Here is a 12063-nt window from a genome sequence, read left to right as displayed (position 1 = left end):
GATCAGATCATGCAGACCAGCAGCGCGGGCATCGCCACCCTTGTTGCCGAAGAGGGTGAAGTCCTCCGGGCCTACCGCTGCCCCGCCGGCAAGTGGACCATCGGCGTGGGCCTGACCGGCAATTCCGGCGTGATCAAGCCGCATGCGGGCATGGTGATTACACGCGAGAAGTCGCGGCGGCTGTTGTCGCTGTCGTTGTCGCGCGCCTATGAGCCGACGGTTGAAATCACCATGGCGAAGCTGTCAGGCAGCACGTCAGGCAGCACGGTCGTGCGGCCCGCCCAGCATGAGTTTGATGCCGGCGTCCTGTTCCATTTCAACAGCGGAGCGATTGGCCGCGCGAGCTGGGTCAAGCTCTGGAAGGCCGGGGCCGCACCCGCTGCGATCCGCGCGGCCCTGGGCTTGTGGAATCGGGGCGGCGGCCGCGTGTTGCCCGGGCTGGTGAAGCGCCGGGACCGCGAGGCGGATATCCTGCTCCTGGGCAAGTATCCCGTCAAAGTGCGCGAAACCGTGGTGGACGGCTGGGCCACCTGGGGGCTGGCGCTGTCCCCGGAAGAGAAATCGGCGGCCCGCGCCGCCCTGGCGAAACTCGGCTATGCGGTCGGCGACCGGCCCGGCTGGGTGCTGCAGCCCGCCGCCGTGCGGTTCCAGCAGGACCATGGGTTGACGCCCGACGGCATCATCGGCCGCGCCACGCTCAGCACCCTGCAACGTCGCATCGATGCGGTTTCCAAGTCCACGCCTGCCGCCGCCGCCACACCGGCCGCCACCTATGTCACCACCACCGGCGCCGCCGATCAGGCATTGCCGGCCTGGGTGGATACCGCCGTGCTGGCCGTCCTGCTGATCTGGCTGGCTGTGCTGGCCTACCGCTACCGCGACGTGATCGCGGTCAAGGTCCAGCGGGTTTTCCCCAGCCTTGCCAACCTGCTTCGGAGCTTCTGATGTCTGGCACCCTTTCTGCCATCGCCCTTTCGGCCGGGTTGCCGCTGATCGAGCGCATCCTGTCACGCAAGCTGGGCGATGCCGGCGGCCAACTGGCCACCGAGGTCATCCGCCACATCGCTGATGCTCTCAAGGTCGCCCCGGATGAGGTCGAGGCCGTGGCCGAACAGTATCCGGGCCGGGTCATTGAGGCGATGCGCCAGGTCGAGCCGATGGCCCCCGAGCTGGTCGCCCTCTATGCCGCCGGGTTGCAGGGCCAGTTCGCGCTGCTCCAGGCGGAAGCGGCCGAACCGATCTGGATGCGCGCCTGGCGGCCCGGGGGCATGTACCTGATCCTGTTCCTGTGGGCGTGGAACATCGTGATCCTGCACGTCGCCAACGCCGTCTGGAAGATCGCCCTGCCGCCCGCGCCATTTGATGCCCTTGGCTGGCTGACCGGCGTCTACTGCTCGCTCTACATGGGCGGCCACACCCTGAAGGACGTCGTTTCCAAGTGGATCAGCAAATGAACATCGCCTTCGATTTCACGGTGACCATGGGGGTGATCGCTACCGTCGTGATCGCAATCGTCGGCTGGGTGCGCGCCGGCCGAAAGACCGTCGCCGACAAGATCGACGGGCTGGATGGCAGGCTCAGCCGTCACGAAAGCCGTCTGACGGCGGTCGAACAGACCGTCACCGGCCTGCCCGGCAAGGACCACATCCACGATCTGCGGCTGGAACTGACCGAGATGCGCGGTGAGCTGAAGGAGATGCGGGCCGTGATGGAGGGAAACACCAAGATCATGGCGCGGGTCGAGAACATCGTCGCCCGCCACGAAGACCACCTTCTGGAAGGCCGGAAATGAACGATTACGCACACCTCGCCCGCAAGCACCGCCGCCTTGCCATCCTGCGGTTCCTGAAGGACTGCGATGGCTATACCGCCAACGGCTCGATCATCCGCGATGTGCTGAACGGTGTCGGCATCGGCTCGACCTCTGATCAGGTGACGACCGAACTGGTCTGGCTGAAGGAACAGGGCATGATCGCGCTTGAGGATCTGGGCACCCTCTTGCTGGCCACCGCCACGACGCGGGGCGTCGAGATCGCCACTGGCCTTGCTTCGCACCCGGACATCCAGCGCCCCGCCCCGAGGGTCTGACATGCCGGTTCCCCGCAAGGTCGATCTTCTGCCGGCCGAACTGCGCCAGTGGCTGCAAGAGGCCCTGCGGGCGCGCGGCTTTGGCGACTATGAAGCGCTGGCCGAAGAACTGAACTGGCGCCTGGCCGAGGCCGGGTCGGAACTGCGCATCCGCAAATCTGCGCTGCATGACTACGGGTCCGAGTACCGCGAGTTCGTCAAGCTGCAGGACCAGGCATCGGACTGGGCCAAGGAATGGCTGGGCGAGATGGGCATGGATGACCAGGCGCAGCGCCAGAACGTGCTGTTCCAGATGCTGACCACGCTGGCGTTCAAGGTGATGCAGGCAGAGGTCGCCAAAAATGGCGCCGAGATCAGTCCGCAGAACCTGCACTTCCTTGCCCGCATGATGAAGGACGTCATGAGTTCTTCCGGCATCGTCCAGGCGATGCGCGAAAAGGAACGGAAAGAGCAGTCTGCCAAGCTGGATGCCGCAGTCGAGGCAGGCGATCTGGACGCGGAAGCCGCCGCAAAGGCGCGCCGGATCATGGGGTTCGCATGACGGCCCCCCGCACCCTTGACGTGGATATCGGCACCTTCACTCTGGTGGCGAACAGCTTCTGGCAGTCGGCCGGCTGGCCCCGCCGGATCTGCGCCGTTCTCTTCGGTCAGCACCAGGTCTATGAACACCTCGGCCTGCGCTTCCGCGTCAGCTTCTGGCGGCAGCGCCCGTATCTGGTGACGGTGCGCGAGGCCAAGGCATGAGCGCAGTCGTCACCACTGCCCCCGTCATCAACTTCCTGCCTTACCAGAAGGCGTGGATCGCCGATGACAGCCGGTTCAAGATCGGCATGTTTGCGCGTCAGACCGGCAAGACTTTCTCAACCGGCGGTGAATGCGCCGACGATTGCTTCAAGGGCTGGATCGAGGACCGCCGCACCCGCTGGGTGATCCTGTCGCGCGGCGAACGGCAGGCGGCCGAAATGATGACCGAAGTCATCAAGCCGTTCACCAAGGCGTTTTACGAGGTCTACAACACCCTGTTGAAAGGGGGCGAACCGACCTTTCACGAGGGCGAGTTTCGCGCGCCGCAAGAGAAGGGCCCGGACGCCGTTTACAAGGCGCTGGAGGTCGCATTCCCGAATGGCAGCCGCATCACGGCGCTGCCCGCCAACCCCGACACCGCCCGCGGCTTCAGCGCCAATGTGATCCTGGACGAGTTCGCCTTTCATGCGAAGTCGCGCGAGATCTGGGCCGTCCTGTTCCCGGTCATCTCGAAAGGCCGGCAGAAGCTGCGGGTGATCAGCACCCCGAACGGCAAGGGCAACAAGTTCTACGAGCTGATGACGGCCGAGGACACGGTCTGGTCGCGCCATGTCGTCGACATCTACGAGGCAGTGCGCCAGGGCCTTGACCGTGACATCGACATGCTGCGCAAGGGCATGGCCGATCCTGATGCCTGGGCGCAGGAATACGAACTGCAATGGCTGGACGAGGCCAGTGCCTGGCTGGACTACGACCTGATCGGATCATGCGAACACCCGGCCGCCGGTCTGCCCGGCCTTTACCAGGGCGGGCCGTGCTTCGTGGGCGTCGACATCGCCGCCCGCGGCGACCTTTTCGTGATCTGGGTCCAGGAACAGGTCGGGGATGTGCTGTGGACCCGCGAGGTCATCACCCGGCGCCGGGCCACCTTCTTCGAACAGGACCAACTGCTGGCGGACGTCTTCCGGCGCTACCATGTGGTGCGCTGCCGGATGGACCAGACGGGCATGGGGGAAAAGCCCGTCGAGGATGCGAAGCGCCGCCACGGCGAAAGCCGGGTCGAGGGGGTAATCTTCTCGGCCGCCGCCAAGCTGGACATGGCGACCGCGCTGAAAGAGGCAATGCAGGACCGCAAGACCCGCATCCCGGCCGGCGACGTGCCGCTGCGCGCGGATCTGCACGCGATCAAGAAACAGGTCGGGGTCACCGGCACCCCCCGCCTGATTGCCGACGGCGATACAGACGGACACGCTGACAGGTTCTGGTCCTTCGCCATGGCAACCTCGGCAGCGCAGACCAGCTACCAGCCCTATGCCTATCAGGCTGTTCCCCGCCATGGCGGCGGTGATTTCGACCGCGATATCCGCATCACCGGCGGGTTCGGCGGCAAGACAGGAGTTTGGTGATGGCAATCCTTGATGCCTATGGCCGGCCGATCCGGCTGCAACGGCTGACCGAACGACTGGCAGAGGCGGGCCTGACGGGTGTCCGCCAGATCTGGCACGGCTCGACCGCCTCGGGCCTGACGCCGCAGCGACTGGCGTCCATCCTGTCCGCCTGCGACCAGGGCGACCTGCGCGAGTTCCTGACGCTGGCCGAAGAGATGGAGGAGCGCGATCCGCACTACATGTCGGTGCTGGGCACCCGGAAGCGGGTGGTCAGCGGCGTGACGCCGATCGTCAAGCCGGGCGGCGACGATGCGCAATCGAAGAAGATCGCCGAGGCGGTGCGCACCGAACTGGCCGAGCATGAGGGCCTGCCAGACCTGATCGAGGATATGCTGGATGCGCTCGGCAAGTCCTATTCCGTGGTCGAGATCGACTGGGACAGGTCGGCGCGCCTCTGGACGCCGGGGGAGTTCATCTATTGTGATCCCCGCCACTTCACGTTCGACCGGGCCACCGGCCGCGAGATCCGGCTGCTCGACGAGACCGCCCCGGTCGACGGTCTGCCGCTCGAGCCGGCGAAGTTCATCACGCATCGGTCGCGGATCAAGTCCGGCCTGACCTTTCGCGGTGGTCTGGCGCGGGTCGTTGCCTTCAGTTGGATGTGCAAGGCCTATACGCTGAAGGACTGGATCGCCTTCATCGAAACCTACGGCCTGCCGCTGCGCCTCGGCCGGTACGGGCCGGAAGCCACGGCCGAGGATGTGCGCAAGCTGTTCCAGGCGGTGGCGAACATCGGCACCGATGCCGCGGCCGTCCTGCCAAAGTCGATGGAGATCGATTTCGAGAACGGCCCCACGGCGACCGGGACAGCAATCTTCGAGAGCTTCGCCCGCTGGGCGGATGAGCAGGTGTCGAAGGCGGTGCTGGGCCAGACCATGACGGCCGACAGCGGATCGTCCGAAGCCCAGGCCAAGGTGCACAATGAGGTGCGCCACGATATCGCCGCCAGCGATGCACGCGCCGTGACCGGGACGCTGAACCGGGATCTGGTGCGCCCCTTCGTGGATCTGAACTTCGGGGTGCAGGCGGTTTATCCGCGCCTGGTCTTTACCGTGGACGAACCGGAAGACGCCAAGGCCAAGGTCGAAGGGGCCGTCTCGCTGGCTGGTATCGGGGTGAAGTTCAAGGCAACGGAGTTGCGGCAGACGCTGGGCTACACCGATCCTGCGGAGGGTGACGAGGTTGTGGGCGGGCTGGCCAGCCAGCCGCCTGCGGCTGCGCCTGGCAAGCTGGCGCTGAACCGGGAAGCGCCCCGCGCGCCCGATATCGAAGAAATCGCGGCGGACATGCTGGAAGACTGGCAGGAACTGGCGGACGGTCTTCAGGACGCGGTGGGCACGGCCGTCGACGGGGCGACCAGCTACGAGGATCTTCTGGCGCGCCTCCCCGAGGCCCTGCGTCACATGCCGACCGGGCTGGCCGTTGAAACCCTGGTGAAGGGCATGTTCAAGGCGCGCGTGGTCGGGGACCAGGTGGATGGCTGACGACGATCCCGAATACCCTGACCGCCCGGGATACAGTTTCAACCCCGGCCCGCCGCCCGAGGCCAGCCGCTTCTTCCGCAACAAGGGCCTGCGCCCGGCGTTTTCTTGGGAGGATGTCGAGCCGGAAGAACATGCCGTCGCCTTCACCGTGGCGAAGATGACCGAACTTGACCTGCTGGAGGCGGCGCGTGACGAGGCGCAGAAGGCCCTTGATGCGGGGGTGCCGTTAGAGGCGTTCCAGAAAAGCTGGCGCACCAATCCGAAACTGGCCGACTGGTGGGGCCGCCGCGAGATGGAAGACCCGCTGACGGGCGAGATTGTCGATGCCCAGTTGGGCAGCCCCAGGCGGCTGAAGACGATCTATGACGCCAACCTGCGGTCTGCCCGCGCCGCCGGCCAGTGGGAGCGGATCGAGCGGACGAAGGCAGCGTTCCCCTTCCTTGAATACCGCCTTGGCCCCAGCGAAACCCACCGCCCGCACCACGCCGACAAGGCAGGGATGATCCTGCCGGTGGACAGTCCGTTCTGGGAGGAGTGGATGCCGCCGAATGGCTGGGGCTGCAAATGCTGGGTCCGTCAGGTGACCAAGGCCGAGGCCGGGCGGCGTGGCGTGTCAGACATGCCCGATGTCCAGGACAGGATCTGGCAGAACAAGCGCACCGGCGACCGCCAGTTGGTGCCGGTGGGCATCGACCCGGGCTGGCAGCGCAACCCCGGAAAGCTGCGCTTGCAGAACATGGAAGCGATGCTGAAGGACCGCCTGCTTGCCTTACCTGAGGCGGCAAGGCGGGCCGCCCTGCGTGATATTGCCACGAGCTGGCGGGTGGCACGCCTGGCGACGGACCCGTCATCGGTCGGAAATGCTCCGGTCGGCCTTCTGCCTGCGGAGTTTGCAGAAGCGGCGGGAACGAACCTGCACCTGGTCGAGTTCTCGAACATCACACGCGACCATGTCTTTGGTCAGGACAAGGCGCGCCGGGTTGGCGACCTCAAGTGGATGGCCTTTCTGGATCTGGCTGGCCGGGTCGCGCTGCAGAAGCGGCCCGGGTCGCATCCGAGGCTGATCTTCGACCTGGACGCGGCTGCCAATCCAGCCAGCCCCGATCCCTATGAGCGCTTGCCATTGCGGATCATCGTCGTGGTCAAGGCGTCCGGCCTGTTTGTCGATACGATGTATAGGGTAACGCTTAGGCGCTGGACTGCGCTGAAGCGTCAGGAGACGACAAAGGTTCTGAAGGAATGATACGAGCCTGGAGGGGCGGTACTCCCTCACGGTCCAGGCCGGTGCCCATGGCTCAGGCTCGCAAGCGAAATCTAGCTGATCTGCCGTCGGATTTCAACCGGCACCCGGCGGTCGGACCCGGAACCGGCCCGTAGCGCGGTTTTGAATACCCTTTGAAGGGGGTCGACAGGCTGTCGGGTCTCCTCGTAGGGTGAAGGCGAGACGGGGCCTCTACGGCCCGCTGTCGCCGCCCCCCGAAATCGACGATGTGCGGGGCCACCTCCACCGAAAGGTTTCAAGGGCGATCGCCGGCTGTGGCGCGGGCATGGTCGCCCCCATGAAAACCCGCGCCCTTCTTCAATCCCAGGCTTTTGCCCTCTGCTTCGAGGGCGCCCATGTGCCCGACTGGGTGCAGATCACCCCGGCAGGCCCGCGGCTGCCGGCGCGCGATGGCCGCGAATGGCAACTGCCGGACCCGGACGCGGTCGTGCAGGTCTATGCCGCTGCCGCGCGCGAAGGGGCCGAGGCCCCGGTGGATTTCGAACACGCGACCCACGTCAAGGGCGAGGCCGGTGAACGGGCCGATGCCGTCGGCTGGGTCAAGCAGCTTGAAAACCGGGACGGGGCGCTCTGGGCACGGATCGACTGGAACGAGACCGGGCGCGAAGCCATCGCCTCGCGCGCCTATCGCTATGTCAGCCCCGGCTTCTTCTTCGACCCCAAGACCCGGGCGGTGATGCGGCTGGTGTCGATCGGCCTGACCAATGTTCCGAATTTCAAGCTGCCCGCCCTCAATCGCCAAGACCCTTACCAGGAGACCGACATGAACCCCGAAGTGCTCAAGGCGCTCGGCCTTGCCGATGGCGCCACCGCGACCGATGCGGTCACGGCCATCGACAAGCTGAAGTCCGACCAGCAACTGGCGCTGAACCGCGCCCAGCATCCCGATCCGGCGGCATGGGTGCCGCGTGCCGATCACCAACTGGCGCTCAACCGCATCACCACCTTCGAGACCGAGGCCAAGGCCCGCGCCGACAAGGAGGCCGAGGCGGCCGTGGATGCGGCGATTGCCGAGGGCAAGATCGCCCCGGCCAGCCGCGACTACCATCTGGCCACCTGCCGCGCCGAGGGCGGTCTGGACCGCTTCAAGGGCTTCATCGCCACCCAGCCGGTCATCGCCGCGCCGTCCGGGCTGGACAAGAAAGCCGGTCAGGACAGCGGCACCTACACGGAAGAGCAACTGGCGGTCTGCCGCCAGTTGGGCATGGACCCGGCCGAGACCTTCGGCAAGGGCGCGAAGGAGTAACGCGCGATGGCAATCATCACCCCCACCCTGTTGGCCACCCTGCAGACGGCCCTCAACAAGGCGTTCAATGACGCCTACAAGACGATGCGCGCGGACTCGGTCTTCGAGAAGATCGCGACCACCGTGTCGTCGTCTTCGACCTCGAACACCTATGACTGGCTGGGCGATTTCCCCACGCTGCAGGAATGGGTCGGCGATCGCGTCATCAAGGACATGAAGGCGCAGGGCTACCAGATCACCAACAAGCTGTTCGAGGCCACGCTGGGTGTGCGCCGGACCGCGGTCGAGGATGACCAGTACGGCCATTATGCGGCGGTGGCCGCGTCGATGGGGCAGGAAGCTGCCCAGCATCCCGACAAGATCATGGCTGCGCTGATGGCGGCCGGCACGTCGACGGCGTGCTACGATGGCCAGTATTTCTTCGACACCGACCACCCGGTCTATCCGAATGTGGACGGGACCGGCGTCGCGGCGACGGTGTCGAACTACAATTCCGGCGGTGGCGCGCCCGGGCCGGCCTGGTATCTGCTCGACACCCGCAAGGCGATCAAGCCGTTCATCTTCCAGGAACGCACCAAGCCCGAGTTCGAGAACAAGACGAGCCCCGGCACCTCGGACCATGTGTTCATCAAGGACCAGTACCTGCACGGCATCCGCTACCGCTGCAACGGCGGTTACGGGTTCTGGCAGATGGCCTATTGCTCCAAGGCCGCGCTGACCGACGTCAACTTCAAGGCGGCGCGGGACGCGATGACGGCCTTCAAGGGCGATGGCGGCCGGCCCCTGGGCATCCGTCCGACCACGCTGGTCGTTCCGGCGGCCCTTCGTTCCGCCGCCGATGACCTGATCAACAAGGCGAACCTCGCCGGCGGGGAGAGCAACGTGCTCTACAAGGCCGTCGACGTGATCGTCTCCGACTGGCTGTAAGGAGGGTCACGATGAAGCGTCTGATCATCAAGGCCACCGCCGCAGCCGGTTTCTTCCGTTGCGGCGTCCACTGGCCCGAGGCCGGCAAGACCGTCTCGCGGGACGAGTTCACGCCAGAGCAATGGACCATCCTGAAGGACGAGCCCAACCTGCGGATCGGCCCGGCCCCGGAGGACACGGTCGACGTGGCCGGCGCCATCGAGGACAGCCTGCGCGTTTCGGTGCGCGATGCCATCGGCCAGCTTGAACCCGGCGATTTTGGCGAGGATGGCCTGCCGAAGGTGGAGGCGCTGCGCAAGGCGCTGCCCACCGGCACCAAGGGCCTGACGAAGGCGCTGGTCGCGGAAATCTGGGCCGAACTGAAGCCGGCGGTCTGACATCCCGAGCGAACGATCCACTCGCGGACCGGCCCTATCGGGGACACACCAGGCCCACGGGTCGGGAGGATCAAGTAGGCTAGCCGGGGGCGGACCCGGACGCGAACGTCGCAAGGGGGCGTGACCACCGGGAGAGACCGGCACCCTTTGCGGGGTAGCGCAGCGGTAGAGCATCGGCCTCATAACCTGAAGGCCGCAGGTTCAAATCCTGCCCCCGCAACCAAATATTATAACAAGATATCAAAGGCTTAGGCCGATGCAAGGCGCCCCACGGGGCGTTTTTTGCGTTTGCAACACAGAACAACACGTTTCTTCGTGATTCCAAAGGCTTGCAGCCGTTCCGATTTCCTCCGTGCAACACCCATGCGACACGCAGTGAGCGTGATGTTCACCGGATGTTCCGGTCTCCGACGACGTGATGTGGGTCACGGCCGCAAGATATCCCTGAACAGTCCGGTGATGCCCTCGGTCAAAGGGTCCAGATCAGTGGCCCGTTCCTTCGCCCAGCCGAGCCATTCCGCGGTTGTCCTGTCGCCAAGCAACTGATCCCCCTCGGACAACAACCGCGCCTCCAGTTCAGCGATGAACGTGTCCAGAAGCTGTTTCTCTCGCCAATTCGTGGCGGCCGATCGAAAACGTGCCCATCGACCATCATCGATTTCCTGCAAGCGCCGCTGCTCCCACCGACGCCTTTCCTCTTCCTGGTATCGTCGGCGTTCTTCTTCGCGCTGTCGTTCCCATTCGATCAGTCGGGGTACGCAGGCGATCACCGATGCTACGATTGCCGGAATTAGGGCTGCAAATGGCTTCTTCGGAGCCTCGATCCACTGTGGCTGCTCCCCCGGTAGCCAGGTGGTAATTTGCGCCCGAAGCCAACCGGACGACGTCAGTCCGGAGTTGTGGTGCTGCGGATAGGCCGTCCACTTTGCAGCGTCGCCTTCAGGCCGCTTCATCGGGCGGGACATCTTCTCCTTGACCGCACACTCGATGTCGCGCCCCTCTGAGGTGAACGTGAGCTTCCCGTGCAGGTCCGCAGTCTTGACCTTTGCCCCCGCCTTCTCGAACGCGTGGCAAAGCGTGCTGCTGGCACGAAAGCGATAGAGGTCGCGTTCTGTCAGATCATCAAGGAGCGACTTCGACCACGACCATGGATCGTGCCTCCGACGTTTGTTCTCCTGAATGCGTTCCTTTTGTTCCCGAGCATGCTCAACGATCCACGCGCGAATCTTTGGGTGCAGCTTGTCAAGCGGGTCCAAGCGATCATCAACAGGTGCCAACGGTTCGACCGTGGTCGGCGCCGCAGGCGGTGGCGCCGCATCTTTGAAGGAAGTAGGCGGCTTCAAACGAGGCAGGGGTTCGCGCTGCTGCGAGGGGCAAGCACGAGGTGCTGCTGTAGGTTCGGCGCCCATTCCAGGGTCTGCTGGTAACGGCGGCGCAGCTGGTGCCCGGCCTACGGCCTTCCTCGACCAGTAACCAAGAGGTGGATACGGAATCTGGCGTTTGTCGCAAAGCTTCGCCAGACGCGGGCCATCTAGCCCGAGATCGGGGCCGACCCGATTGAGAGGATGCTCCCAGACAAGCGCGTAGATTTCTTCGCGTGACAGGTCTGCAGCTTGCCGTGTTGCTCCGCCGTCCATGAAAGTGCCCGAAAGAATCGTATTTCGGGACAGATTACTTCGGCTTGAACAGGGCAGAAACCGGCAATGTCGCCCAGGTCGCCTCGCAACGGGTGTTGATGAGGCAGATAGCCGCGTCACGACCAAGGTGGAACAGAAAAAGGGATGCCACGTATCGCAACATCCCGCCCGATTAGACGGTCAAGCCAAAGCACGTGCCCATGGCCAGCTTGCTGATGGCAGCATGTGCGCCCACGCGGTGTTGATCCTGCGGCAAGTCCCAGGTGGGGAACAGCCCAGCGACCGCGGCCATATGGTTTTCCACCTCACCGATGACCATAGTGATGTTCCATGTCCCATTGTATTCAGTAGCCGACCTCCGGAGATCGGCGCACAGGGCCATGATCGCTGCGTAATTGCGCATCGCATCAAGCTGGCTCGCCCCATTCGTGTCAGCGACCAACAGGGTGAGACCATGCAGAACGGCGCGGATATCTCGCTCCATCATGCTGCCACGGTCCCCACGCCATCCACCCGAACAGCGACGCTGGTGATGCCGTTCCCGGCAGCCTCGGTCGCGATGCCCACGGGGAAACGCCCGGTGCCCGGCACGTTGATGTTCTTGGCCGTGTTGTCCCAAGCCACGCGTGCGCCGACCGTCAGCACGGCGGCGGTGGTTTTCGGCAGTTGATAGACGCCCGTCGTGGCCAGTTCGACCGGTTCGCCCACGGCGGCCGCATAGGCGGCGATGCCGAAGATATTGCCGACGATCACGCCCTCGCCAGATGCGATGCCGCCTGCGGGAGCGGGCACGGTGATGACGTCGCCGTTCTGAATGAAGTTCTGCATGG

At 65.0% G+C, this 12063-nt stretch carries 15 protein-coding genes and 1 tRNA gene; 13 read left to right on the top strand and 3 right to left on the bottom strand.

Translation table 11 applies throughout. The annotated features are described in order from the left end of the window. Positions 1-9: 9 nt before the first annotated feature. From C5F44_RS02610 to C5F44_RS02550, 13 genes are all read left to right on the top strand, one after another. On the top strand, positions 10-945 hold the full coding sequence (locus tag C5F44_RS02610; protein ID WP_107671958.1) for a lysozyme: 936 nt from the start codon (positions 10-12) through the stop codon (positions 943-945). After that, a complete protein-coding gene (locus tag C5F44_RS02605) occupies positions 945-1454 on the top strand; it encodes a 3TM-type holin (RefSeq protein ID WP_107671957.1) in 510 nt (169 codons plus the stop codon). The genes C5F44_RS02610 and C5F44_RS02605 overlap by 1 nt, the downstream gene beginning before the upstream one ends. Then, positions 1451-1792, top strand: a complete 342-nt coding sequence (locus C5F44_RS02600) for a DUF2730 family protein (RefSeq protein ID WP_107671956.1) — start codon at positions 1451-1453, stop codon at positions 1790-1792. Before C5F44_RS02605 ends, C5F44_RS02600 begins: the two co-directional genes overlap by 4 nt. Then, positions 1789-2088, top strand: coding sequence for a VpaChn25_0724 family phage protein (locus tag C5F44_RS02595; RefSeq protein ID WP_107671955.1), 300 nt, complete (start codon positions 1789-1791; stop codon positions 2086-2088). The genes C5F44_RS02600 and C5F44_RS02595 overlap by 4 nt, the downstream gene beginning before the upstream one ends. Position 2089: 1 nt before the next feature. After that, a complete protein-coding gene (locus tag C5F44_RS02590; protein WP_107671954.1) occupies positions 2090-2629 on the top strand; it encodes a phage protein Gp27 family protein in 540 nt (179 codons plus the stop codon). Beyond that, positions 2626-2832 (top strand): hypothetical protein, encoded by a 207-nt coding sequence (locus tag C5F44_RS02585; protein ID WP_107671953.1) that lies wholly within the window; start codon positions 2626-2628, stop codon positions 2830-2832. Before C5F44_RS02590 ends, C5F44_RS02585 begins: the two co-directional genes overlap by 4 nt. After that, positions 2829-4238, top strand: a complete 1410-nt coding sequence (locus tag C5F44_RS02580) for a terminase large subunit domain-containing protein (protein ID WP_107671952.1) — start codon at positions 2829-2831, stop codon at positions 4236-4238. Before C5F44_RS02585 ends, C5F44_RS02580 begins: the two co-directional genes overlap by 4 nt. Continuing rightward, on the top strand, positions 4238-5764 hold the full coding sequence (locus tag C5F44_RS02575; protein WP_107671951.1) for a DUF935 domain-containing protein: 1527 nt from the start codon (positions 4238-4240) through the stop codon (positions 5762-5764). The genes C5F44_RS02580 and C5F44_RS02575 overlap by 1 nt, the downstream gene beginning before the upstream one ends. Continuing rightward, positions 5757-7007 carry a phage head morphogenesis protein gene (locus C5F44_RS02570; RefSeq protein ID WP_107671950.1) on the top strand — a complete coding sequence of 417 codons (1251 nt, stop codon included), beginning with the start codon at positions 5757-5759 and terminating at the stop codon, positions 7005-7007. The genes C5F44_RS02575 and C5F44_RS02570 overlap by 8 nt, the downstream gene beginning before the upstream one ends. 316 nt (positions 7008-7323) lie before the next feature. Further along, positions 7324-8292, top strand: coding sequence for a phage protease (locus tag C5F44_RS02565; RefSeq protein ID WP_181318161.1), 969 nt, complete (start codon positions 7324-7326; stop codon positions 8290-8292). A gap of 6 nt (positions 8293-8298) precedes the next feature. Beyond that, positions 8299-9219 carry a Mu-like prophage major head subunit gpT family protein gene (locus C5F44_RS02560; RefSeq protein ID WP_107671948.1) on the top strand — a complete coding sequence of 307 codons (921 nt, stop codon included), beginning with the start codon at positions 8299-8301 and terminating at the stop codon, positions 9217-9219. Positions 9220-9230: 11 nt separating this feature from the next. Further along, on the top strand, positions 9231-9596 hold the full coding sequence (locus C5F44_RS02555) for a hypothetical protein (RefSeq protein WP_107671947.1): 366 nt from the start codon (positions 9231-9233) through the stop codon (positions 9594-9596). A gap of 148 nt (positions 9597-9744) precedes the next feature. Continuing rightward, positions 9745-9819 (top strand) — tRNA-Met (locus C5F44_RS02550). Between the two features lie 202 nt (positions 9820-10021). Here C5F44_RS02550 and C5F44_RS02545 read toward each other — a convergent pair. From C5F44_RS02545 to C5F44_RS02535, 3 genes are all read right to left on the bottom strand, one after another. Further along, entirely contained in the window at positions 10022-10852 is an 831-nt protein-coding gene (locus C5F44_RS02545) for a hypothetical protein (protein WP_107671946.1), read from the bottom strand. 553 nt (positions 10853-11405) lie between these two features. Then, positions 11406-11720, bottom strand: coding sequence for a hypothetical protein (locus C5F44_RS02540; RefSeq protein WP_107671945.1), 315 nt, complete (start codon positions 11718-11720; stop codon positions 11406-11408). Next, the gene (locus C5F44_RS02535; protein ID WP_107671944.1) at positions 11717-12061 is read right to left on the bottom strand and encodes a DUF2190 family protein; all 345 of its coding nucleotides are present in this window, start codon (positions 12059-12061) and stop codon (positions 11717-11719) included. Before C5F44_RS02535 ends, C5F44_RS02540 begins: the two co-directional genes overlap by 4 nt. Between the last annotated feature and the right edge of the window lie 2 nt (positions 12062-12063).

It is taken from the genome of Fuscovulum blasticum DSM 2131, from assembly GCF_003034965.1.
Classification (GTDB): domain Bacteria; phylum Pseudomonadota; class Alphaproteobacteria; order Rhodobacterales; family Rhodobacteraceae; genus Pseudogemmobacter; species Pseudogemmobacter blasticus.
The sequence above is the reverse complement of the archived record's forward strand: the minus strand, read 5'-3'. Positions and strand labels throughout refer to the sequence as shown.